This window comes from Caulobacter sp. P1_D6, from assembly GCF_056406095.1.
On the sequence record NZ_JBFUAW010000041.1, the window covers coordinates 1 to 22,917 of the forward strand.

Sequence of the window (22,917 nt, forward strand, 5' to 3'; positions counted from 1 at the left end):
GGGCCAATGGGCAATACACGCGCTTTATCCCCGTTCGACGCCGACGGCGGGCGGGCTCCCCAACGACAGGAGTCCCCGGACACGCTGAAGTAACCCCCTCCAGCCCAGTCCCGCTCGATCGCCCCCCGCCGCCGCATCGGTCGCTGGCCATGCGCCCTTTCCCTGCGGCGAGGTGGGAACAGGATATCGGCGCCGCGAAAGGGTGAGGGGAATAAAGTTTTAGGCGTGCGATTTCCGCGCTCTAGCGCCGAATAGCGTGAGCGTTTGCCCTAGCCCAGCCGCACCGGCAGCACCGCCCGCACGCCCTCGGCGGCGAAGGTCAGCTCCGGCCGGCCGCCCAGGTCGCCGGCCAGGCCGCGATCCAGCAGCCGGGTGCCGAAGCCCTTGCGCTCCGGCGGCCGCACCGGGGGTCCGTCACGCTCGGTCCAGGTCAAGATCGCCCGGTCCTCGCTGGTCTGCTCCCAGGCGATGGTCACCTTCCCGGCCGGGGTCGACAGGGCGCCGTACTTGGCCGCGTTGGTGGCCAGCTCGTGCACGGCCAGGGCCAGGGACAGGGCGGTGCTGGCCCCGACCCGCAGGCTGGGCCCGCTGATCGAGACCCGGCCGGGATCCTGCCCCGGATCCTGGTCATCGACGAACGGGGCCAGGCCCTGGCGCACGATGTCGTCCAGCGCCGCGCCCTCCCAGCTCTCGCGGGTCAGCACGTCGTGGGCGGCCGACATCGCCAGCAGCCTTCCGATCAGCCGCTCGCGCACCTGCACCGGCGTCTCCTCCGGCCGCAGCGTCTGGCGGACGATCGACTGGATCGAGGCCAGGGTGTTCTTGACCCGGTGGTTCAGCTCGTTGATCAGCAGCCGCTGGCGGGCCTCGGCCGTCTTGGTCTCGGTCATGTCCATGGCCATGCCGATATAGCCCTGGAACTGGCCCCGGGCGTCGATCTGCGGGCGGGCGTTGGCCACCATCCAGCGGTAGAGGCCGTCGCCGCACAGGAACCGGGCCTCGAAGCCATAGGCGCGTGGACCCTCCGGCGCGCCGCGCGCCGCCGCCCGCTTGGCTCCAACGCCGAGGATGTCGTCCGGATGGATCATGCGGATCCAGGCGTCGCCCAGCAGGGCGTCGGCCTCGACGCCGGCGAATTCGGCGAAGGCTTCGTTGGCGAAGGTGACCCCGCCTTCGGCCGAGGTCATCCAGACCGGGGCCGGCGCGGAGTCGGCCATGGCCCGGAACCGGGCCTCGCCCTCGCGCAGGCGCTCCTCGGCGCGCTTGCGCTCTGTGATGTCGGTGTGGACGCCGATCCATTCGCGGATCGAACCGTCGGCCTCCAGCACCGCGACGGCGCGGATCGCGAAGTCGCGCCAGACGCCGTCATGGCGACGCAGCCGGTGCTCGAAATTGAAGGGGCCGCCCTTCTCGACGGCGGCGTTCCAGGCCTGGACGGTTGGTTCGGCGTCGTCGGGATGGACCGCGTCGGCCCAGCCGAAGCCCTGGTACTGTTCGAAGCTCTGGCCGGTCAGGCTGGCCCAGCCGGGCTGGTCTCCGACCATCCGGCCCGAGGCGTCGTTGGTCCACAGGACCCCGTCCACCGCGCCGATCGCGGCCCGAAAGCGCGCCTCGCTGGCCGCCAGGCGGTCATGGACCTCGACGCGGTCGGTGATGTCGCGGATGAAGCCGAGGACGAGGCTGTCTTCCGGGTCTCCGAACGCGGCGAGCGACACCTCGATCGGGATCTCGACCCCGTCCTTGCGCACGGCCATCAGCTGGGACGTCTGGCGCTCGGCCGGCGGCTCGGCCAGGGCCAGCCGTCGCAGCAGGAGCTGGCGATAGGTCGCCTGGTGTTGGAGCGGGGCCAGCACCTCGACCAGTTCCCGGCCCAGGATCTCGGCGCGCTCCCAGCCGAACGCCGTTTCGGCGCGGGCGCTCCAGTCGAGGATCACGCCCCGGGCGTCCATCACCACGACGGGATCTATGGCGGTGCGCAGGATGGGCTGCAGCGCGGCGAGGTTCGACATCTGCCCTCCCTCCAGCCGACGCGGTCGAAGAGAGCTACAGGACGGGGTGGGGGCTGTGAATTCCACGGCTCGGCGCGCGCGTGGGGCGTAATGTCGCAGGCGGGCCGCTCACCAGGGCCTAGTGATCCGCCGCCCGCGCCAGCTTCCAGCGGATCTTGGCGCCCTTCTCGGGTCGGACCTGGCTCTTGAGCACGATCGCGCCGGCGGGACGCGACAGGCCGTGGTCGAAATAGGCGGACGGCGTGATGGCCACGTCGACCGCGTCGTTGCGCAGCCACCAGCCGACATTGGAGGGCCCCTTGATCAGCACGCTCTTGCCGTCGCGGGCCAGCGAGGCGCGGGCGTCCGGATGCAGGTGGAAGGTGACCGAGAACGGCAGGTAGCGGCGCGGACCATCGGCGTTGGCCGAGCCTATCGGGATCAGGCTGTCCTCGCCGCGCAGCTCGTCGGCCTTGAGGTCCAGATACAGGCGGCGAGCGTGGGTCAGGCCCAGGCGACGCCAGCCGTCGTGGATGATGTCCAGCCACACCCCGGTGTCGGCGTCGTGGCGCTTGACCTCGACGTCGGTGGCGCCGTCGACCAGCCAGGGGCCCAGGGCGTCGGAGCGCCAGCCTGACAGCGGCCGCCCGGCCGAGCCGTCGCCCACCGAGACGGTCGAGGCCGCGCCGGACAGCCGGAAGGCGTTGGCGCCGGTCGCCTCGGGGCTCCAGCCGCAGCTGGTGATCAGCCGGTCCTTGCCGAACACGATCTCGACGGCGGCGGGCTGGGCGCAGGCGGTGACGCTGAGCGCGCCCGTGGCCGGCGGACCGGCGTCGGCCATCACCTGGATGCTGCCGCCCTGCATCTTCTGATAGCCGACATGCGGCGCGGTCTGGGGCGGGCGCGGGCCGTGGTCGTCATGGGCCAGGGCCGCCGCGATCCGACGCGGCTCGATCGCCTCGCCGCCCTGGAAGGCCGCCAGATGGCCGTCGGCCAGGGCGAAGAAGCGCACCGACGAGCTCAGGCGGTCGATGGCGCGGGTCAGGAACTCGGGCGGCGGACGGCCGCGCTGGCCCAGGGCGTCGTCCAGGGTCAGCAGGTCGAACAGCAGCTCCAGCCCGGCCTCGGGCGAGCGGCTGGCGTGGCCGCCGTCGGGCAGGACGATGACGTCCAGCAGCGCGTTGACCCGCTTGAGGCCTTGGACCATCAGCCGGTCGCTGGCCTTGCCGGTCAGGGCGCAGCCGGCGATCGTCACGACCACGGCCCGTTCCAGCTTGCGGTGCGGGGCGTCGGAGGCCTTGAGCAGCTGGCGCGCGCCGCGGGCGATGTCCAGCGCCATGGCCGAGATCTCGGCGTCGGAGGCTTCGGGCGACAGGGCGCGGGCGGCGCAGGCCAGGTGGAAGGTGCGCCGCTCCAGCCGCTCGCCGCTCCACGAGAACGCGTTCCAGACCCCGAACACCCGACGCCAGTCCTGCAGCAGCCGCAGGGCCAGGCGAGCCGAGCCGGGCCCGGCCGCCAGCAGGTCCGGCAGCCAGTCGAAGCCGTGCAGGGCGGTGGCGAACTGGCGGGTCGGGCTGGCCTGGTCGAACGGGTCGCCGGTCTCGCCCAGCCGCACGGCGCCGCCGTCCAGCACCAGCACGCCGTCGAGCAGCTGGCGTCCGCGCTCGACATCGACGGGGCGCGGATCGTGCGGACGGGCGGCTAGGCCGACCGGGCGGGGTCGGCTGATCGCGGCGCGGTGCGGCGGCGAACCGAACCATTCGCGTTCGAGGTTGCTCTTGATCGAGGCGCCGAGCGCCTTGAGGACCACGCCCTTGGTGCGCGCGGCGCGTCCGCGGGCCCCATGAGCACGGCCGGAGGGGCCGCCGGCCAGGGCGGAGGACTTACGGGCGGAACCTGTCGCGGGAGCCCCCTCCATGCCGCTGGATCAGCCGCCCTTCAGGGCGCGGATGTTGCCGGCATAGGCGGAGGGCCCGCCCTTGAACACCGCCGAGCCGGCGACCAGGGCCGTGGCCCCCGCCGCCACGCACTGCGGGGCGGTGGCCGGGGTGACGCCGCCATCGACCTCGATGATGACGTCCAGTCCCCGCTGGTCGACCATCCTGCGCAGGGCCTCGACCTTGCGCAGTTGGCCCGGAATGAAGCTCTGGCCGCCGAAGCCGGGATTGACCGACATCACCAGCAGCAGGTCGACGTCCTCGAGGATCCACTCCACATGGTCGATCGAGGTCGAGGGATTGAACACCACCCCGGCCTTGGCCCCCAGTTCGCGGATGCGCTTGAGGGAGCGGTGCAGGTGGGGGCCGGCTTCCGGGTGGATGCTGATCAGGTCGGCCCCGGCGGCGCGGAAGGCCTCCAGATACGGATCGGCCGGACTGATCATCAGGTGGACGTCGAACGGGATCTTGGCGTGCGGCCGAATCGCTTTGACGATGTCCGGGCCGAGCGTGATGTTGGGCACGAAATGGCCGTCCATCACGTCGACATGCACCCAGTCGGCGCCGGCCGCCTCGATGGCGGCGACCTCTTCGCCAAGCTTGGCGAAGTCGGACGCGAGGATGGACGGGGCGATCAGCGGCGCAGTCATGCCCATGGCTTAACGGGCTTGGCCTCGCGCTACAAGCGAGCCCGTTGCCGCGTGCGGGTTTGCGGCGTTTTTCGCCTCTCACGTCTCAGCGATCAGAGCTTCACGAACCGCGCCGCGAAGAAGCCGTCCAGCCCGCCTTGGCGGTGGTGGGGCAGGATGCGCAGCGTGCCGCGCGGCGTCAGGCTGGCGGCGGGGGCGCCGCCTTCCTCCGGGGCGATCGGGTCCAGGGCCATGTCCGGGCGACGGGCCAGGAAGGCCTCGACCTGGGCCTCGCCCTCTTCGGACTCCAGCGAGCACACGCAGTAGACCAGGCGGCCGCCGGGCTTGAGCCGGCCGGCGGCGCTGTCGAGCAGCTTGCTCTGCACGCCGGCCAGGCTGGCCACGTCGCCGGGACGGGCGGCCCAGAGAACATCCGGGTGGCGGCGGAAGGTGCCGGTGGCCGAGCACGGGGCGTCCAGCAACACGGCGTCGAAGGCGCGGGTGTCCTCCCACACGCCGGCGTCGGCGGCGACGACCTCGGCGGTCATGTGCATGCGGGCCAGGTTCTCGGTGACGCGGCCCAGTCGCGCGGGCGAGCGGTCGACGGCCACCACCTGGGCGCGGGCCGCGACCATCTGCATGGTCTTGCCGCCGGGCGCGGCGCAGAGGTCCAGCGCGGTCTCGCCGGCCTTCAGGTTCAGCAGGCGGGCGGGGACGGCGGCGGCGGCGTCCTGGATCCACCAGACGCCGTCCTCGAAGGCCGGCCAGGCCGAGACGTCGCCCCGACGCTCGGTGCGCAGCGTGCCGCCGGGCAGGATCTCGCCTTCCAGCTCGGCCGCCAGGGCGGTCGCGTCGAAGTCGGGCTTCAGGGACAGGTCGGTGGCCGGCTCGAAGCCGATCTGGGCGGCGACCGCGTCGGCGGTCTCCTTGCCGTAGGCGCTGGTCCAGCGGGCGTAGAGCCAGGGCGGGGCCAGGTGCTCCGAGGCGTCCGACAGGGCGCCGTCGCGCAGCAGGCCGCGCAGCACGGCGTTGACCAGGCCCTTGAACGGGCGGCTGGCCTTGTTGGCGTTGGCCAGCTCGACGCTGGTGGCGACGGCGGCGAAGGCGGGCACTTCCAGGAAGAAGGCCTGGGTCGCGCCCAGGCGCAGCAGGTTGCGCACGCGCGGCGGCGGCTCCTTGGCCAGCTTGCCGGCCAGGGCCCGGTCGATGGGGCCGAGGTGGCGCAGCGCGGCCATGGCCAGGGCGCGCGCGAAGGCGCGCTCCCGCGGTTCGAGGAAGCGGAAAGCGTTGGCCGAAGCGGCTTCGTCGAGCCCGCCGCGACGCGACAGGGCCGCGTCGATGAGGGCGAGGGCGCCTTCCCGTGCCGGGAGGCCGTCATTGAGTTCCTGAGTCACCCGCTCGCCGTGCCCCGAGGCGACGGCGAGCGCAAGCCTTTTGGATGAAATGGTGCTATGCGAACGCCATGTCCGAGACCGATCTGCCGCCCGGCGCGGCCCCCGACAAGCCGCTCACCCCCGCCGCCAAGCGCGCGCTGGAAGAGGCCGCCGCCCGCCGCGCGGCCGAACACGCGGCGGCACTTCCGACGGAGGAGGGCGGCCGCGACGGGCCGGAGCCGACGCGGTTCGGCGACTGGGAGCGCAAGGGCGTGGCGGTGGATTTCTAGCCCCTACGCGGGTGGGCCTTTTTAAGGACCGTCATCCTCGGACTTGTTCCGAGGACCCCTCGGTCCGCCACGCTGCCGGTTGAGGTTCGCGGCGGTCTCACCGATCCACCGTCCTCCTTCTTCGCGGTTGAAGGAGGGGTCCTCGGAACAAGTCCGAGGATGACGGTGGTTAAATGACGAACCTTAGTGGCCCGCCATCTCCGCCACCACCTTCAGCGCCGCCTCGCGGGGATCGTTCGCCGCCGTGATCGGGCGGCCGCAGACCAGGTGGCTGGCGCCGGCCTTCAGAGCGTCGGCCGGGGTGGCGGCGCGGGCCTGGTCGTTCTTGGCCGACCAGAAGGGGCGCACGCCCGGCGTCACCACCAGGAAGTCCGGTCCGGCGATCTCGCGGGCCAGGGCGGCCTCCTGCGGCGAGGAGACGATGCCGTCGACGCCGCACTCCACCGCCTGCCGGATACGCCGCGCGACCAGGTCGCGGGCCGAGAACGCGTAGCCCATCTCGATCAGGTCGGCGTCGGTCAGGCTGGTCAGCACGGTGACGGCCAGGATCTTCAAGTCCGACCCGGCCTTGGCCTTGACCGCCGCCTGCATCACCTGCGGCTCGGCGTGGACGGTCAGCAGGTCGCAGCCGGCCCCGGCCAGCACCCGGGCCGAGCGCTCCACGGTCGCGCCGATGTCGTGCAGCTTCCAGTCCAGGAAGATCTGCTTGCCCTCGCCCTTCAGTTCGCGCGCCAGGGCCATGCCGTCGGTGGCCAACAGCTCCAGGCCGATCTTGTAGAACGACACCGCGTCGCCCAACGTCTCGACCATCTGGCGGGCCTCGGCTGTGCTGGGCAGGTCGAGCGGCAGGATCAGGCGTGGGTCGGCGGTCATCAGTGAACCCCTGGGGTTGGCGCGCGCGCTCGCATCACCCTAAGAAGGACGCGGATCCGCGCGAATTGAAGGCTAAGCACGTCGAATGAGCCAGGCAGAACTCGCCGTCAACTTCTTCGTCGCCCTGTTCGCCCTGATCGACCCGATCGGCAACGTGCCGCTGTTCGCCGCCGCGACCCTGGGCGCCGCCGCCGCCGGCCGCCGGATGGTGGCGGTCTATATCGGCCTGTTCGTCGCCGCCTTCCTGATCTTCTTCTACTTCACCGGCGTGTCGCTGCTCGAGTTCTTCGGCATCTCGATGCCGGCCTTCCGCATCGCCGGCGGCATCATCCTGTTCATTCTGGGCCTGGACATGGTGCGCGACGACTTCACCACCATGTTCGCCGACGCGGCCGAGGGCATCGAGGGCCAGTCGGCGCGGGTCTACGCCAAGCAGCGGTTCGAGCGGCTGATCGTGCCGTTCGCCATGCCGCTGCTGATCGGGCCGGGCGCGATCTCGACGGTGATCATCTACGCCAGCGAGGCCAAGAGCTTCGGCCTGGCCGGCATGGCGCTGGGTTGCGGTGTGATCGTCGCGGTGGCCCTGGTGCTGGTCGCGACTTTCTGGGCCTCGCCGATCATCAGCCGCGTGCTGGGCCGGATCGGCATGAGCATCGTGGTGCGGGTGCTGGGCCTGATCCTCTGCGCCCTGGCGGTGCAGTTCGTGCTGATCGGCGTGGGGGATGCGACGCGGGGGCTGATCCGGGCCGACGCCAAGGCGCCGTACGCCGAGCATCGGTAGGGCCGTGCGTCCTTCGAGGCTCGGCTTCGCCACGCACCTCAGGATGAGGAATTCAGTAGCAACGCTCCTCATCCTGAGGCGCCCGCGCAGCGGGCCTCGAAGGACGCAGGGCGCTAGACCTTCCTGAACCGCGACCCCTGGCTGGCCATCAGCGCCAGCGCCCAGTCGTCGGGGACCAGCTTGGCCAACACCGCGATGGCCTTGTTGGGCGAACCCGGCACGCAGACGGCGCGGTTGGCCTCGGCGGCCTCGTAGCCGGCGGCGGCCACCTCGTCGGCGCCCAACCACAGCCAGGTCGGCAGCGACTGGCTGACCTGGGCGCGGGTGCCGTTGACGTCGTGGAATTCCGAATAGGTGAAGCCCGGGCACAGGGCGCTGACGTGGACGCCGGCGCCTTGCGTCTCCAGGTGCAGGCTCTGGGAGAACTTCACCAGGAAGCTCTTGGTCGCCGCATACAGCGTGTGGCCGGCCGCGCCGGGGGCCAGGCCCGCCAGGGAGGCGACGTTGACGATGCGGCCGAAGCCGCGCTCGACCATGCCCGGCAGCACCTTGTGGGTCAGGCCGCAGACCGAGACCAAAAGCACCTGCAGGAAGGCGTTCTGGTCGGCCCAGGTGGTCTGGGCGTAGGCGCCGGGCAGGCCGTAGCCGGCGTTGTTGACCAGGGCGTCGACCACCCGCCCCTCGGCCTCGACGGCGGCCAGCACCTTGTCGACGGCGTCGGGCTCGGCCAGGTCGGCGGCGATCGGATAGGCCTCGACGCCGAACCGCAGGCGGATCTCGGCGGCCAGGGCCTCCAGCCGGTCCAGCCGGCGCGCGGTCAGGGCCACGTCATAGCCGTGGCTGGCGTAGATCCGGGCGAAGGCGGCCCCGATGCCGGCGGAGGCGCCGGTGATCAGGGCGAGACGGCGAGCCATGCGGCGTGTGTCCAGGGCGAAGGATGCGAAACTTCGCCGGAGTCGAGCACGGCCGGTGATTTGGTTCAAGGCGGGGAGGCGGACCCCAGGGCCGAACATGACGTCGGGGTCATGACCTCGAATTAAGTCGTCTCCCGCCGGAGCCGTCGTTATCTCTGCCCGCACCTTTTCGAGAGAGTGAAGCATGCGCGCATTTTCGATCCTGGCCGTGAGCGCCGCCGCCTTGGGCCTCGCCGGCGTCGCCTCGGCCGAACCGGCGGTCAACATCACCAACGCCGCCGCGCGCGTCACGGTGATCCCCGAGGCGCGGAACGACGTGAAGGTCGAGATCCAGAACGCCAATCCCAAGCTGCCGCTGAAGGTCAGCGGGTCGGGATCGCGCATCGTGATCGACGGCGGGCTGGCGGGCGTCGGGGGCGAGGGCGATCGCATCAAGGGATGCAATGTCGAGGGCGGCAAGCCCGTCATCGAGGTGAGCGGCCTCGGCGACGTGGAATGGGCCGACATGCCGCAGGTGGTGATCCATGCGCCGATGAACGTCGAGCTGGCGACCAGCGGCGCGGTGTTCGGCAGCGTCGGCCGCGCCGACAGCCTGGAACTGTCCAACGCCGGCTGCGGCGACTGGACGGTGGCCGACGTCAAGGGCGAGTTCGAGCTGAACCAGGCAGGACCGGGCGACACCAAGGCCGGCCGGGCCGGCGAGGTCGAGGTCCACATCGCCGACTCGGGACATCTGACGATCCAGGACGTCGCCGGCGACCTGGAGATCTTCGTCGCCGGTTCGGGCGGCGTGACGGCGGCCAGCGTGGGCCGGAAGTTCGAGGCCCATGTGGCTGGACCGGGCCGAGTCACCGTGGCGGGTGGTCGGTCGACCGAGGTCGAGGTCAGCATCCTGGGCTCGGGCGAGGTCGCCTTCAACGGCGTGGCCGGCAAGGTCGCGGCCTCGGTCTCGGGTTCCGGCAAGGTGACGGTCGCCAAGGCCGAGGGCCCTGTCAGCAAGTCGGTCGCCGGCTCCGGCGAGATCGTCGTCGGGCCGTAAGGCTTTAAGGGCGGCGATGGCCCCCTTCGTCACGACGCGTATCCGCGCCGTGACACTTCCTCGCTGCGCGAGGGAGGAGAGGGGACGCTCGGGCTCAAGCGTCCCCTCTGGCGGCGCCGGAGCGCCGCGGGCCCGTCCTTCGAGCTGGGGGATAGCGAAGGACGGGCTGTGGGTTAGGCCGCTTGGCTCAGCGCCGGCTGGGCGCCGCGCGTCCAGCGGACGGCGGCTTGCGCGATGCGGACGCCGAACAGGCGGGCGGTCTCGCGGTCGCCGGCCGGCGGGGTGATCTCGGGCGAGGCGTTGTCCGACTGGGCGGCCAGGCCGATGAACGAGCCGACGCGGTTGATCGTGTCGGGGCCGCGTTCGGCGGCGGTCACGCCAGGAGGGGCCAGGCCCAGGTTCACCCAGTTCATGCCGTGCTGGGCGGCCAGGATGGTCAGGCTTTCCAGCGCGTGGCCCTTGTCGCCCGAGAAGCTGTGCGAGTTGGTGAAGCCCGCGGCCAGCTTGTCCTTCCAGGCGCCGGTGAAGAACACGCCGGCGGTGGCGTCGGCGAACACTTTGAACACGCCCGAGACGTCGCCCATGTAGGTCGGCGCGCCGAACACCACGGCGTCGGCCTCGGTGATCTGCTCGATCAGCGGCGCGAAGTCCTGGGCGGCGTTGTCGATCTTGAGCAGCACCGGGGTCTGGCCGGCGTCGCGGACGCCTTCGGCGATCTTGTCGGCCAGGACGGCGGTGTGGCCGTAACCCGAGTGATAGACGATGGCGACCTTGGTCATTGTCGTGAGCCCTGAAATTGGTTGGCGGTTTCGCAACTGAAACCGTGACGATTACGTAATCACGGCTTCCCGGGTTTCCAGAGGATCGGCAACAGTCGCGGGTGCAGTTATTCTGCAAACCGTTTCAGCGGCGATGGGGTCGGTTTCGGGCGAACGACGGAATATGCGGTCTGATCGCCGGTTCAATCTTGTGACAACGTTGTCATTATCCCATCTAGCGGGATAATCTTGCAACCAAGCATCAGCTGAAGGCGCGCCGTCGCGGGCGCGTCCGGAGCCGTCCTGCGGCGTGTGTATCGAAAAGGCGGCGACCATGAGCTCCAGCCCACTGCTCGACGACGTAAAACAGGTGAAGGTCCACGCGCCCGGCCTGGTGCTGGCCGCCCTGGCCCTGGGCGGGTTCGCGATCGGCACCACCGAATTCGCTTCGATGAGCCTGCTGCCCGACTTCGCCGCCAGCCTGGGCGTCGACGCTCCGACGGCCGGCCACGCGATCAGCGCCTACGCCCTGGGCGTGGTGGTCGGCGCGCCGGTGATCGCCGTGCTGGCCGCCCGCCTGCCGCGCCGGATCATCCTGGTGGCCCTGATGGCGGTGTTCGCGGTCGGCAATCTGCTCAGCGCCCTGGCGCCGACCTTCGGCTGGATGCTGGCCTTCCGGTTCTTCAGCGGCCTGCCGCACGGGGCCTATTTCGGCGTCGCGGCCCTGGTCGCCGCCAGCGTCTCCCCGCCCGAGCGAAGGGCCCAGTCGGTGGCCATGGTGATGATCGGCCTGACCGTGGCGACCATCGTCGGGGTGCCGATGGCCAATGTGGTCGGCCAGTGGATCGGCTGGCGCTGGGGCTTCGTGATCGTCGCCGTGCTGGCCGCCATGACCGCCACGGCGGTCTACATCTTCGCCCCGCGCGCGCCGGCCGACGCCGGGGCCAGCCCCCTGCGCGAGCTGGGCGCCCTGGGTCGGGGACGCGTGTGGCTGACCCTGGGGATCGGCGCGATCGGCTTTGGCGGCATGTTCTGCGTCTACACCTACCTGGCCTCGACCATGCGCGAGGTGACCCACGCCTCGGCGGCCCTGCCGATGGTGCTGGCGGTGTTCGGGGCCGGCATGACGGTGGGGACCCTGGCCTGCGCCTGGGCCGCCGATCGCGCCCAGATCCCGGCCATCGGCGGCGTGCTGCTGTGGAGCGCCGGCGCCCTGGTCCTCTATCCGATGGCCACCGGCAGCCTGTGGACCCTGATCCCGGTGGTGTTCCTGATCGGCTGCGGCGGCGGGCTGGGCGCGGTGCTGCAGACCCGGCTGATGGACGTGGCCGGCGACGCCCAGACCCTGGCGGCCGCTATGAACCACTCGGCCTTCAACTTCGCCAACGCCCTGGGTCCCTGGCTGGGCGGGCTGGCGATCGCCGCCGGCTACGGCTGGGCCTCGACGGGCTATGTCGGCGCGGCCCTGGCCCTGGGCGGTTTCGCGATCTGGATCGTGGCGGCGCTGGACGTGCGCTCGCAGCGGCTGCGGCTGGCGGCGGCTGAATAGCCCTATCCGTTGGTCAGTCAGCGGTAGGGGCTCGCGGCCTCCCTGAAGGCGTGCTCTTCGATGAAGTACTCGACCAGGCGATCATTCCGAAAAGTGTAAATCGGGAGGTCGGGAAAGATCTTTCGCAGCTCCTCCAGCCCGATCTCGTCCGGCTCCGGAACGGGCTCGGGTCGGAGTTCGTCGGGCAGGTCCGCGAAGATATCCGCGCTGGGTACCCTAAGCACTGTCAACAGATCGACCGGGTTTACGTAGAGACCCACGACGTCCGCGTTTCTGACGCTCCATTCGTTGTGATGCGCCAACGGCTTGGAAAAAGTTTCCGATACGGCGGTTCGCGAAAAGGGTACGCCCTTCCCGATCCGCCTCTGCAACTTCTCGTCCCATTCGGACCCGCCGTCGTCGTTGTCGATCCGGATAATCGAGGTCGTATCTCGAGGCAAAACTACGATGCCCACATCGCCGAACGTCTTGATGTGATCCGGCCAGATGACGGAGCAGCAAATCTCCCTGGCGTTATCGTTCAAATCCCGGATCGTGGCCGTCAAGTCTTCGGGAAAGATCGGCGGTGGATTTACAATGTTCGCGCTTCTGCCGAGGCGGGTGCAGTGAACGATAAGTGCGCTACGCTGGACGAGTTCCGCCCGCAATTCGTTCAGAGTCATCAACCGCTCTCGATAAGATTCAGGCCGCGGCCTCGACCGACGCCCCGGCCAGCAGGTCGGCCACGGAGATCTGCGACAGTCGCTCGGCCACGGCGGTGTCGGCGGCGATCATCGCCCCGCGCACCGCGTCTGGAATCTTTTCGCCGACCGGGCAGCCCTTGACGCCCTTGGGGGCGACGCCGAGGTGGGCGCAGCCGTTCACGGCCCGCAGGACGACGTCCAGGGTGATGGTCTCGGGCGGCTTGAGCAGCCAGGCCCCGCCGTTGGCGCCCGCGCGCGCGCCGATCAGCCCCGCCTTGCCGAGCATGGCGGTCACGCGACGCACCACGACCGGGTTGGTCGGAACCGAGGCGGCGAGCTCGGCGCTGGCCACCGCACGGTCAGCCGAAAAGGCGTTCTTGTGCGCCAGATAGGCCAGGGCGTGCGCGGCGACGGGGAATTTCTGACTGTCTGACATTTTTCTGTGGCAGGACCCTTACGGACGTCGCTCGTGCGTTCAATCAAAAACTGTCGGCGGCGAAAAACCGCCGGAGGCAAAAACTATCGTCGTTATCCTGCTTCAGGTCGCGATTGAACCGGAGCAGGATTGGGTGTATCGCGCCCCGCTTGATCGATATGGGGCTCCGCACCGCGTTTTGCGAGGGCGACCCCGGAGGGATTGAATGGCTTCCGAAGCCTCTGGCGCTCCCGCTTCCGACAGCGCCGCCCCGTGTGACGTCCCTCCGCAAGCTGGCCATGACCCGAAAGGGCACGGCTTCATCGCGCTTGCGCTCGGCGCCGTGGGCGTCGTGTTCGGCGACATCGGCACCAGCCCGCTGTACGCCATGCGCGAGGCCCTGGCCCATTCGCGCAGCACCACCGCCACCGAGCACGCCGTGCTGGGGGTGGTGTCGCTGGTGCTGTGGACCCTGACCCTGTTCGTCACGATCAAGTACGTGATCTTCTTCATGCGGGCCGACAACAAGGGCGAGGGCGGCACCCTGGCCCTGATGGCCCTGGCCCAGAAAGCCCTGGGCAAGGCGGGCGGCAAACGCTCGACGGCGGTGTTCTTCCTGGGCGTGATCGGGGCCGCGCTGTTCTACGGCGACGGCATCATCACCCCGGCCATCTCGGTGCTGTCGGCGGTCGAGGGCATGAAGGACGCGCCGCACGTCGGCCACGCCCTGACGCCCTACATCCTGCCGATCTCGGCCGGCATCCTGGTGGCGCTGTTCCTGGTCCAGGCCAAGGGCACGCACCGCATGGCCGCCCTGTTCGGGCCGGTCATGGCCGCCTGGTTCCTGATCCTGGGCGCGCTGGGCCTGTTCCACCTGGCCGACGACCTGTCGATCCTGCGGGCCTTCAATCCCTGGTACGGGGTGCGCTTCCTGCTGGAGAACGGCTTCCTGGGCTTCGTGATCCTGGGCAGCGTGTTCCTGGCGGTGACCGGCGCCGAGGCGCTGTACGCCGACATGGGCCACTTCGGGAAGAAGCCGATCCAGGCGGCTTGGCTGTACCTGGCCTTCCCCTGCCTGGCCTTGAACTATCTGGGCCAGGGCTCGCTGGTGCTGGACCACCCCGCCTCGCGGCACAATCCGTTCTGGGACATGGTCCCGACCATCGCCTACTGGCCGGTGCTGCTGATGGCCACCGTGGCCACGGTCATCGCCAGCCAGGCGGTGATCACCGGCGCCTTCTCGATGACCCAGCAAGCGGTGCAGCTGGGCCTGCTGCCGCGCCTGGACATCAAGCGCACCTCCGAGACCCAGGCCGGCCAGATCTATGTCCCGGCGGTCAACACCTTCCTGCTGATCGGCGTGCTGGTCCTGCTGGTCATGTTCCAGAGCTCGCACAAGCTGGCCAGCGCCTACGGCATCGCCGTGACCGGCGCGATGTTCGTCGACACCCTGCTGGCCTATGTGGTGCTGCGCCTGGTGTGGAAGTGGAACCTCTGGCAGACGGCCGCCCTGCTGGTTCCGCTGGCCGTGATCGACTTGGTGTTCATCGCTTCCAACGCGCTGAAGATCCCGGACGGCGCCTGGCTGCCGCTGGTGTTCGGCGCGGTGCTGGTGCTGATCATGTGGACCTGGACGCGCGGCGCCCAGATCCTGACCGACAAGACCCGCCGCGACAGCGTTCCCCTGGTTGACCTGATGGAGATCCTGCGGGCCCGCGCGCCGCACCGCGCCCCCGGCACGGCGATCTTCCTGACCTCCGACCCGGACATGACCCCGGTCGCCCTCATGCACAACCTCAAGCACAACAAGGTGCTGCACGAGCGCAACGTGGTGCTGACCGTCCGCACGGCCGAGACGCCGCGCGTCAACGACGAGGACCGCGTCCGCACCCAGGCGATCAACGCCGACTTCAAGAAGGTCGAGATCTTCTACGGCTTCATGGAAAGCCCGAACGTGCCCAAGGCCCTGGCCATCCTTCGCAAGCAGCAAGGGCTGAAGTTCGACATCATGGCCACCAGCTTCTTCCTGGGCCGCCGCTCGATCGTGCCGTCGGCCAACAGCGGCATGCCGCTCTGGCAGGACCGGATCTTCATCTTCCTGATGAAGAACGCCACCAACCCGACCGACTTCTTCAAGATCCCGCCCGGCCGCGTCGTCGAACTGGGCGCGCAGGTGACGGTCTAGGATGGGTATTCTCGCCGTCCTGGGCGACATCCTGTGGCTGCTGGCCCTGTCGATCATGGGCGGCGCCTCGCGCATGGCCTGGGGCAAGGTCCGGGACGTGCTGGTGCCGGTCCTGTGGTCGCCGTCGGGCAAGACCGTGTGGCGAGCGCCGCGCGCCGTGGCCCTGGCCTCGCTGCCGACCTTCGCCTTCCTGCTCAGCCTGTGGCTGCTGGTCGAGAGCCGCCGGCCGGTGGACCTGAACGTCGGGATCATCCTGCTGTGCGTGCGGGCCATGCTGGCGGCGATCTTCGCGACGGCGCACCTGGCCCAGGTGCGCCGCGCCCTCAATCAGCTGGCCGCCGAAGGCCAGATCAAGCTCTGACATCAGTTCTTCGCAGGGCGCCGTTTCAATACAGCTGAAACCGCGCTAAACGCCCCGCGACTTTGTGTTTCTCTGAAGGATCCCGCTCATGGCCACCAAGCCCGTGAAGAAGGTCGTGCTCGCCTATTCGGGCGGCCTCGACACCTCGATCATCCTCAAGTGGCTGCAGACCGAATACGGCGCGGAGGTCATCACCTTCACCGCCGACCTGGGCCAGGGCGAGGAAATCGAGCCGGCGCGGGCCAAGGCCCTGGCCGCCGGGGTCAAGCCGGAGAACATCTTCATCGAGGACGTGCGCGAGGAGTTCGTGCGCGACTTCGTGTTCCCGATGTTCCGGGCCAACACGGTCTATGAGGGCCAGTACCTGCTGGGCACCTCGATCGCCCGTCCGCTGATCGCCAAGAAGCAGATCGAGATCGCCCGCAAGATGGGCGCCGACGCCGTCAGCCACGGCGCGACCGGCAAGGGCAACGACCAGGTCCGCTTCGAACTCGGCTACTACGGCCTGGAGCCCGACATCCACGTGATCGCCCCCTGGCGCGAGTGGGACTTCAAGTCCCGCGAGGCCCTGCTGGATTTCGCCGAGAAGCACCAGATCCAGATCGCCAAGGACAAGCGCGGCGAGGCGCCGTTCAGCGTCGACGCCAACCTGCTGCACTCCAGCTCGGAAGGTAAGGTCCTCGAGGATCCGGCCGTCGAGGCGCCCGAGTTCGTCCACATGCGCACGATCGCGCCGGAAGACGCGCCGGACAAGGCGACCGTGATCACCATCGACTTCGAGAAAGGCGATCCGGTCGCCATCGACGGCGTCAAGATGAGCCCGGCCACCCTGCTGACCAAGCTGAACGAGCTGGGCCGCGACAACGGCATCGGTCGCCTGGACCTGGTCGAGAACCGTTTCGTCGGCATGAAGTCGCGCGGCGTCTACGAGACCCCGGGCGGCACCATCCTGCTGGCCGCCCACCGCGGCATCGAGTCGATCACCCTGGATCGCGGCGCCATGCACCTGAAGGACGAGCTGATGCCGAAGTACGCATCGCTGGTCTATAACGGCTTCTGGTTCGCCCCCGAGCGCGAGATGCTGCAGGCCGCCATCGACTACAGCCAGGCCAAGGTGGCCGGCCAGGTGCGGGTCAAGCTCTACAAGGGCAACGTCTCGGTCATCGGCCGCACCAGCCCCTACAGCCTCTACGACCAGGATCTGGTCACATTCGAGGAGGGCAAGGTCGCCTACGATCACCGCGACGCCGGCGGCTTCATCAAGCTCAACGCCCTGCGCCTGCGTGTCCTGGCCAAGCGCGACCAGCGCGGCGGCTAGGCCTCACGGCCCTTCGACATGAGAAAGCCCCGCCGGCGACGGCGGGGTTTTTTTGTCGGACTGCTGTCGACCCATGGCCCGCGCCGTCAGGGCGCCGCCTCGGAGGCCGCTTTGCCGCTTTCCAACTGGCTGCGCATCCACGCCGCGAACTGCTGCTCAATGAAGGTCTGCCTGAAGCGAAGCCTTTCCTCGGCGCTGAGCCCGCTCTTCGGCGCGAAGCGATACGTCCAGGCGACATGGGTCATTCCAGACGCGGGTCGGGTGTTGACGATTTCGCCCACCGCGTAGGCGACGTCGCGAAACTTCGGGCTGGTGTAGTTCCAGACCACGTACCTGAAGCGTCGGCCGCCGTCGCTCGCCTCGGTCAGCAGCACCTCTTCGACGGTCGTGGATCCGTCGGTGAGGCAGACCAGCCTGCGCGAGCCGACGCCGCCATAACCCTGCTCCGACAGCCTGATCGTCCCGGCCACGCCCGGAAGGTCCTTCGTCGGCCGGATGGCTTCCTCCAGCGGGCGGTTGAGAGGCGGGGCCGCGAACGGCCGGGCGACATCGATCTCCTCGACGTGGCTCAGCAAGTCCTCGAGCGGCGCGAGGTCCGGGCGATGCGGATTGATGAATCCGGCGGGCTTTTCACAAGCCAGGCTCTGGCCCAGACCTTGACCAGGCAGCAGGACGCCGAGGAGCGCCAGCGCGAAGCGAAACCGATGTCTGAGCTTGTCCATGCACGATAGTGTGGGTGAAACCGTTCCGCGGGCTATTCGCATATGAAACGCAATCGGCCCGACCCGCTGAGCCCAAGGAAGAAGCCGCAACAGCGACGTTCGCGCGTCACGATCGACGCGATCTTCGAGGCGGCTATTCAGGTTTTGCTGGCCGAGGGCCTCGACAAGATCACCACGATCCAGATCGCCGACCGGGCCGGCGTTTCCGTCGGCTCCGTGTACCAATATTTTCCGAACAAGCGCGCCCTGCTCGCGGCGGTGGTCAGGCGCCATATCGGCGAAGTCGTCGACGCCACGATCGCCGCCTGCCAGTCGGCGCACGGGAAATCGGTGGCCGAGATGTGCGCGGCGATGATGGACGCCTTCGTCACGGCGAAGGCGCGAAGGCCGGAGGTCTCGCGCGCGCTGTATCTGCCGACGGCGCTGGTCAACGCCGACGCCATCGTCAAGGAAGAGTCGGCCCGCTGCGCCCGAGCCGTGCACGACATGCTGGTCACCGCGAGCGACGCGAGGTTCGCGCAGGCTCAAGAGGTGAGCGGCGTGCTGATCGCGTCCCTCGTGGGGCCGACACGCGCGGCGATCGAAGGACACGCCGACCTCAGCGCCTTCGACGGACTGAAGCAGCACCTCACCGCGCTCGGCGTGGGCTATCTGAAAGAGGTGTCGACGCCGCGAAAGGCCGGCCCGCTCGGCGAACAGCCCAGCCGTCCGACGGGTGGGTGAGGATGTCGCGCGTCAGGCCGTCGCCCCGCCGGTCGGCTGCACCAGACTGGGGGCCAGGTTCACGCCGGTCTTGTTGTAGATCACCCAGCCGATCAGCTTGAACGTCGCGTCCAGCAGCTGCTGGGCCAGGACCAGGGTCATGAACTTGGTGAACTGCAGGGTCTGGTTGAAGGCCAGCTGCTGGTTGCGCATGATCATGTCGGCCGCCTCGGCCGGGATCTGGTTGTTGGCCAGGGCCAGGCGGGTCTGCATCGTCGCCTCGGCCAGGCTGCGCAGATAGCCGGCCACCACCGACTTGTTGGCGTTCCACCATTCGGTGGACACCCCGCCCAGTTCGTCCTGCAGCGCCGAGACCAGCTCGTCCACGTTGTCGATATGCAGGTTCGCGAAGTCGACCATCGGTTTCCGCCCCTAACCTAGTTCTTCATGGCGCCGACGGCCTTGGCCGCCTGGTCGCAGCTGACCATCATGGCCGTGGTCGCCCCCGTTCCCGGGACGACGCCGTAGGTCTTGTGCAGCGCCGCCAGGCCCGAGACCTGGGCGCTGCAGCCCTTGATGAAACCGACCGTCTGGTCGCGCGCGTCCTCGGCCCGCTTGCCGGCGACGGGCGCCGAGGCGGCGCGCACGGCGACCACGGCCAGGGCCCCCTGGATGGTGGCGTAGGTGTCGACCGCGCCCGGATAGGTCGCCTTATCCTGGTAGAGGCCCATCTCGGCCTGGGCCGCCAGCTTGGCCACGCTCTCGTAGGCGCTGGTGGTCTTCTGATCGAGGGTGGCGTCATAGGGCGGCGCGAACAGCGCGCACGCGCTCAGGACAAGCGCCAGGCCGGCGACGCTCGCGCCGCGGCCTATGGTGCGGACGGCTTGGACAAGGCTCATCTGGCGTCTCCCCCTGGACCAACCATGGGCTGTAACCGCGCCCGGCTCAAGCGACCTTCGTTATTTGACTTCGCCGGGCCGATAGGTCCGCTCGACGTGGCCCGTCAGCTGGTCTGGATAGAAATAGACCGTCCGCAGGTCGCCCTTGGCGTAGCGCTCCGCCTGGTCGGCGAAGTGTTTGGAGGCCGGATCGCCGCTCTCGCCGCCGGCCGACACGGCCAGGGCCTTCACCTTCGGTCCGAACTCGACCACGGCCACGAAGCTGTTGCCGCTGGTTCCGTAGTACTTCTTGGTCCCCGGATAACGCTTGGCCCCGAACGAGGCCAGCGAGCCCCACTGGCCCGAGGCGAAGGGTACGGGGATCGAGGCCTTGGCGTCGTCGAAGGTCTGGACGATGGCGCCGTCGTTGCGCTGGAAGCGGTTGATCTGGCCCCACGGCGTGCGCCAGTCGCCGAAGTCGGCCGCCAGGCGGTCCGACGCCTCGGCCAGGGCCGCCAGCTTCTGGGCCGGCGTCGTGGTCTCGGCCATGTACTTGTAGACCGACACGCCTTGTTTCTTGGCTTCGGCGGACGACCTAGCCCACAGGGCCTCGCCCCAGAAGACCGCCAGAGAGGTTTCGATGGAGCCTTCCGACCACTTCAGGTCCCAGGCCTTCAGGGCCGCCATCTGGGGCGCTAGCCGCGCCTTGACCGGGTCGCCGTCGGGCGTTTCGTCATAGGCCTTGGACAGGGTCGGGATCAGGTCGGCGAAGGCGGTCAGATAGGGATCGTAGGCGGCTTGTATCAGGGTCGGCAGGGTGAAGTCCTTGCGGGCGCTCAGCACACGGGTGGCGTGGACCCCGCGCGGCGTCTCGCCGACGCTGTCCATGTAGCGCGGGAAATCGGCCTGCCTGGGGCTGTAGGGACCGGCCGCCGAATAGGGCCAGTTGTTGGTGTTCATCAGCCAGCCGTTGGGCGGGTTCTTCAGATGCGGCGCCTCGGACAGCGCGTGCAGGCCGTTCCAGTCGGTGGCCGGGTCCGCGCCGTCGACCGGCTTGGTGTAGTCGAAGCGGTCGTCACGCTTGGGGATGAACTGCGGGTGCAGATAGGCGACCTCGCCCTTGTCGTCGGCGAACAGGGTGTTGTTCGAGGAGTTGGCCTTCAGCTCGGCCACCTTCAGGAAGCTGGCGTAGTCGGTCGCCTTGGTGCGCCGGAACGACTGCTCCAGCGCCTCCACCGGCTTGTACATCATGGCGAAGGCCACCCACTTGCCGTCCGCCGCCCGGACGATGGGGCCGTGGTGGGTGCGGTAGGTCGTGAAGGTCTTTCTGGCCAGCGATCCGTCGGTCGCTTTGTAGGGGACCTCGACGGTCGAGACGGTCACGGGCCGTTCCTCGCTCCCGTACTTGTAGAACAGCTTGCCGTCCTTGCGGACGATCGTCTCGGCGAACTCGTCCACCACGTCGACCGTGCTGGAGGTGTGCATCCAGCCGGCATGGGCGTTGAAGCCCTGATAGACGAAGAACTGGCCCCAGGTCGCCGCGCCATAGGCGTTCAGCCCCGCGTCGCTGCTCATCTGCAGTTCGGAGCGGAAGAAGAACGAGGTGTGCGGGTTGATCAGCAGCAGGGCGTGGCCGTCCTTGGTGTTGGACGGGGCGATGGCGAAGCCGTTCGAGCCGGTGGGTTCGCGGAATTCCACGGCCTGGGCGAACTCGCGGGCCTTCACCTGCGCCGAGGCCTGCATCTGCGGTTTGCCGTAGAAGGCCTCCAGCTCGCCCAGCGAGATCCGCTCGACGTCGCCGCCGATGCTGCCCTCGGTGAAGCTCAGCGCCATCCACGGCTCGAACCGGGTGATGACCTTCGGCTTCGTGTCCGGATGGGTGGCCAGGTAGAAGTTCAGCCCGTCGGCCCAGGCGTCCATCAGCGTCTTCAGCCAGGCGGGGCTCTTGGCGTAGCGGGCCTGGAGGTCGGCGGGATCGACGAACAGCTTCATCCGCAGGTCCTGCCAGACGGCCTTCTCGCCTTCAGCCTCGGCCGTGCGTCCCAGGGCGGTCAGATAGTTGGCCTCGACCCGATTGAAGTCGTCCTCGGCCTGGGCGTAGACCATGCCGAACACCGCGTCGGCGTCGCTCTTGCCGTGCACGTGGGCGATCCCCCAGTCGTCGCGGACGATCCGCACCCGCGCCGCCGTGGCGCGCTGGCGGGCCAGGTCGCCCGCGGGTGTCGCCGTCAGGGCCGGGGCCGCCAGGGTCGGCGCGGCCAGGGTCGGCGCGGAAAGCGCCGCGCAGGCGGCCGACAGCAGCAACAGAGTCCCGATACGCAAACCACGCCCTCCCGATCCAGGACGCGGACCGTCGGGCGCCGCCCGCGCCTTGTCCAGACCCGTCCGAGCGCCGGATGCGATCAGGCGCGCGTCGCGCGAAAAGCGGGCGCGGCGGCGATCAAGGGATGTTGGGGAGGTCCTTGGTGGAGCCGAGGGGAATCGAACCCCTGACCTCCTCATTGCGAACGAGGCGCTCTACCATCTGAGCTACGGCCCCAAGGAAGCGCGGAAATACGTTGGGCCGGCGGGCTCGTCAAGCGCCCGGTTGCCTCTATCGGCGGCCATTGCTTGCCAGCGCCGTCAAGGCGCGGCAAGAAGCGGTGCACTTGGACGGGAAGCTCATGGTCGACATCCTCAAATTCGTCTTCTTCATCCTCGATGCGCTGCTGGGCCTGCTGTGGTGGGCGATCATCATCTCGGCCGTGCTCAGCTGGCTGGTGGCCTTCGACATCATCAATCTGCGCAACCGGGTGGTCTATCAGATCAGCACCGTGCTGGACCGGGTGACGGCGCCGGTGCTGCGGCCGTTCCAGCGGATCATTCCGCCGCTGGGCGGCGTCGACATCAGCCCGATCATCGTGCTGCTGATCATCACCGGCGTGCGGGCCTTCCTGTTGCCGGGCCTGCTCCGGTTCCTGATCGGCCTGACCGGCGGCGGCTACTATTAAGCCATGCGCCTGGCGGTCCGCCTCACCCCGCGCGGCGGGCGCGAGGCGATCGACGGCTGGGCGGTCGACGGCGACGGCCGGCCCTATCTGAAGGTGCGGGTCGCCGCCCCGCCGGTCGAGGGCGCGGCCAACGCCGCCCTGCTGGCTTTGCTGGCCAAGACCCTGGGCGTGCCCAAGTCCTCCCTGTCCATCGCCTCGGGCGCCGGGGCGCGGCTCAAGCTGGTCGATGTGGGCGACTGCGACGCGTTGTCGCTGGCGCGCGCCCTGGGGCCGCCGCCGGGGGCCGTTTCGTGACACGTTTGGGCAAGGCGTGATCACAAATCTCACCGCGCGGCCGCCGACGATCTGAAAATGCCCGCCTGGAGCCCGAACCGGGGCAGGTTCGGTCCGTGGTCCGAGGAAAAAGCCGCGAACGAATCCGGTTCTTTCACCCCCTCTTAGCGACGATGTTTCATGCTATGGGCTCTTCACGCGTGGCGGGGGCCGCGCGGCACGGGGGGCTGTGTGGACGACGTACGACATCAGTCGGGAG

The 22,917-nt window shown here is 69.2% G+C and carries 23 protein-coding genes, 1 tRNA gene and 1 pseudogene; 11 read left to right on the forward strand and 14 right to left on the reverse strand.

Annotated features, from left to right (window positions below):
• Positions 1–269: 269 nt before the first annotated feature.
• The 4 genes from AC1DYP_RS20295 to AC1DYP_RS20310 form a co-directional block, all read right to left on the reverse strand.
• Positions 270–2,009: a PAS domain S-box protein gene (locus AC1DYP_RS20295; RefSeq protein WP_477047864.1), complete on the reverse strand. Its 1,740-nt coding sequence runs from the start codon at positions 2,007–2,009 to the stop codon at positions 270–272.
• Between the two features lie 118 nt (positions 2,010–2,127).
• Positions 2,128–3,906 (reverse strand): heparinase II/III family protein, encoded by a 1,779-nt coding sequence (locus tag AC1DYP_RS20300; RefSeq protein WP_477047865.1) that lies wholly within the window; start codon positions 3,904–3,906, stop codon positions 2,128–2,130.
• Positions 3,907–3,915: 9 nt separating this feature from the next.
• The gene (rpe, locus tag AC1DYP_RS20305; protein ID WP_477047866.1) at positions 3,916–4,575 is read right to left on the reverse strand and encodes a ribulose-phosphate 3-epimerase; all 660 of its coding nucleotides are present in this window, start codon (positions 4,573–4,575) and stop codon (positions 3,916–3,918) included.
• Positions 4,576–4,667: 92 nt separating this feature from the next.
• Complete coding sequence (locus AC1DYP_RS20310; RefSeq protein WP_477047867.1) at positions 4,668–5,948, reverse strand: RsmB/NOP family class I SAM-dependent RNA methyltransferase; 1,281 nt, start codon at positions 5,946–5,948, stop codon at positions 4,668–4,670.
• A 44-nt stretch (positions 5,949–5,992) separates the two neighbouring features.
• Between AC1DYP_RS20310 and AC1DYP_RS20315 the strand changes: the two genes are divergently transcribed.
• Positions 5,993–6,217, forward strand: a complete 225-nt coding sequence (locus tag AC1DYP_RS20315) for a DUF1674 domain-containing protein (protein WP_477047868.1) — start codon at positions 5,993–5,995, stop codon at positions 6,215–6,217.
• 183 nt (positions 6,218–6,400) lie between these two features.
• Here AC1DYP_RS20315 and pyrF read toward each other — a convergent pair whose 3' ends face one another.
• On the reverse strand, positions 6,401–7,090 hold the full coding sequence (pyrF, locus tag AC1DYP_RS20320) for an orotidine-5'-phosphate decarboxylase (RefSeq protein WP_477047869.1): 690 nt from the start codon (positions 7,088–7,090) through the stop codon (positions 6,401–6,403).
• 85 nt (positions 7,091–7,175) lie between these two features.
• Here pyrF and AC1DYP_RS20325 point away from each other — a divergent pair, with 85 nt between their 5' ends.
• Together AC1DYP_RS20325 and AC1DYP_RS20330 are read left to right on the forward strand one after the other, a co-directional pair.
• Positions 7,176–7,871: a MarC family protein gene (locus tag AC1DYP_RS20325; RefSeq protein ID WP_477047870.1), complete on the forward strand. Its 696-nt coding sequence runs from the start codon at positions 7,176–7,178 to the stop codon at positions 7,869–7,871.
• Positions 7,872–7,877: 6 nt separating this feature from the next.
• Positions 7,878–7,988 (forward strand): annotated as a pseudogene (locus tag AC1DYP_RS20330) (hypothetical protein); the annotation flags it as partial.
• Here the strand turns inward: AC1DYP_RS20330 and AC1DYP_RS20335 are convergent.
• Complete coding sequence (locus AC1DYP_RS20335) at positions 7,985–8,785, reverse strand: SDR family NAD(P)-dependent oxidoreductase (RefSeq protein WP_477032280.1); 801 nt, start codon at positions 8,783–8,785, stop codon at positions 7,985–7,987. The pseudogene AC1DYP_RS20330 and the gene AC1DYP_RS20335 sit on opposite strands and share 4 nt — an antisense overlap.
• 184 nt (positions 8,786–8,969) lie before the next feature.
• Between AC1DYP_RS20335 and AC1DYP_RS20340 the strand changes: the two genes are divergently transcribed.
• The gene (locus AC1DYP_RS20340) at positions 8,970–9,824 is read left to right on the forward strand and encodes a GIN domain-containing protein (protein WP_477047871.1); all 855 of its coding nucleotides are present in this window, start codon (positions 8,970–8,972) and stop codon (positions 9,822–9,824) included.
• A 173-nt stretch (positions 9,825–9,997) separates the two neighbouring features.
• Here AC1DYP_RS20340 and AC1DYP_RS20345 read toward each other — a convergent pair whose 3' ends face one another.
• Entirely contained in the window at positions 9,998–10,603 is a 606-nt protein-coding gene (locus AC1DYP_RS20345; RefSeq protein WP_477047872.1) for a flavodoxin family protein, read from the reverse strand.
• A 313-nt stretch (positions 10,604–10,916) separates the two neighbouring features.
• Here AC1DYP_RS20345 and AC1DYP_RS20350 point away from each other — a divergent pair, with 313 nt between their 5' ends.
• Positions 10,917–12,131, forward strand: a complete 1,215-nt coding sequence (locus tag AC1DYP_RS20350) for an MFS transporter (protein ID WP_477047873.1) — start codon at positions 10,917–10,919, stop codon at positions 12,129–12,131.
• Between the two features lie 17 nt (positions 12,132–12,148).
• On the opposite strand, the gene AC1DYP_RS20355 is transcribed toward AC1DYP_RS20350, so the two are convergent.
• Positions 12,149–12,793 (reverse strand): hypothetical protein, encoded by a 645-nt coding sequence (locus AC1DYP_RS20355; RefSeq protein ID WP_477047874.1) that lies wholly within the window; start codon positions 12,791–12,793, stop codon positions 12,149–12,151.
• Between the two features lie 19 nt (positions 12,794–12,812).
• Positions 12,813–13,250 (reverse strand): Rrf2 family transcriptional regulator, encoded by a 438-nt coding sequence (locus AC1DYP_RS20360; protein WP_477047875.1) that lies wholly within the window; start codon positions 13,248–13,250, stop codon positions 12,813–12,815.
• A 205-nt stretch (positions 13,251–13,455) separates the two neighbouring features.
• Here AC1DYP_RS20360 and AC1DYP_RS20365 point away from each other — a divergent pair, with 205 nt between their 5' ends.
• The 3 genes from AC1DYP_RS20365 to AC1DYP_RS20375 all read left to right on the forward strand — a co-directional run bounded on the left by AC1DYP_RS20365 (position 13,456) and on the right by AC1DYP_RS20375 (position 17,093).
• Positions 13,456–15,414, forward strand: coding sequence for a potassium transporter Kup (locus AC1DYP_RS20365; RefSeq protein ID WP_477047876.1), 1,959 nt, complete (start codon positions 13,456–13,458; stop codon positions 15,412–15,414).
• Between the two features lies 1 nt (position 15,415).
• A complete protein-coding gene (locus tag AC1DYP_RS20370; protein WP_477047877.1) occupies positions 15,416–15,775 on the forward strand; it encodes a hypothetical protein in 360 nt (119 codons plus the stop codon).
• Positions 15,776–15,863: 88 nt separating this feature from the next.
• Positions 15,864–17,093, forward strand: coding sequence for an argininosuccinate synthase (locus tag AC1DYP_RS20375; protein WP_477047878.1), 1,230 nt, complete (start codon positions 15,864–15,866; stop codon positions 17,091–17,093).
• A gap of 86 nt (positions 17,094–17,179) precedes the next feature.
• Here the strand turns inward: AC1DYP_RS20375 and AC1DYP_RS20380 are convergent, their stop codons facing one another.
• A complete protein-coding gene (locus AC1DYP_RS20380) occupies positions 17,180–17,815 on the reverse strand; it encodes an SRPBCC family protein (protein WP_477047879.1) in 636 nt (211 codons plus the stop codon).
• 42 nt (positions 17,816–17,857) lie between these two features.
• Here AC1DYP_RS20380 and AC1DYP_RS20385 point away from each other — a divergent pair, with 42 nt between their 5' ends.
• The gene (locus AC1DYP_RS20385; RefSeq protein WP_477047880.1) at positions 17,858–18,538 is read left to right on the forward strand and encodes a TetR/AcrR family transcriptional regulator; all 681 of its coding nucleotides are present in this window, start codon (positions 17,858–17,860) and stop codon (positions 18,536–18,538) included.
• A gap of 12 nt (positions 18,539–18,550) precedes the next feature.
• On the opposite strand, the gene AC1DYP_RS20390 is transcribed toward AC1DYP_RS20385, so the two are convergent.
• The 4 genes from AC1DYP_RS20390 to AC1DYP_RS20405 form a co-directional block, all read right to left on the reverse strand.
• Entirely contained in the window at positions 18,551–18,937 is a 387-nt protein-coding gene (locus AC1DYP_RS20390) for a hypothetical protein (protein WP_477032291.1), read from the reverse strand.
• Positions 18,938–18,954: 17 nt separating this feature from the next.
• Entirely contained in the window at positions 18,955–19,416 is a 462-nt protein-coding gene (locus AC1DYP_RS20395; protein WP_477047881.1) for a hypothetical protein, read from the reverse strand.
• A gap of 60 nt (positions 19,417–19,476) precedes the next feature.
• On the reverse strand, positions 19,477–21,717 hold the full coding sequence (locus tag AC1DYP_RS20400) for a penicillin acylase family protein (protein WP_477047882.1): 2,241 nt from the start codon (positions 21,715–21,717) through the stop codon (positions 19,477–19,479).
• Positions 21,718–21,858: 141 nt separating this feature from the next.
• Positions 21,859–21,934, reverse strand: a tRNA-Ala gene (locus AC1DYP_RS20405).
• Between the two features lie 124 nt (positions 21,935–22,058).
• Here AC1DYP_RS20405 and AC1DYP_RS20410 point away from each other — a divergent pair.
• Both AC1DYP_RS20410 and AC1DYP_RS20415 read left to right on the forward strand, forming a co-directional pair.
• Positions 22,059–22,385: a YggT family protein gene (locus AC1DYP_RS20410; RefSeq protein ID WP_156390730.1), complete on the forward strand. Its 327-nt coding sequence runs from the start codon at positions 22,059–22,061 to the stop codon at positions 22,383–22,385.
• 3 nt (positions 22,386–22,388) lie between these two features.
• Positions 22,389–22,679 carry a DUF167 family protein gene (locus AC1DYP_RS20415; RefSeq protein WP_477032294.1) on the forward strand — a complete coding sequence of 97 codons (291 nt, stop codon included), beginning with the start codon at positions 22,389–22,391 and terminating at the stop codon, positions 22,677–22,679.
• Positions 22,680–22,917 lie beyond the last annotated feature (238 nt).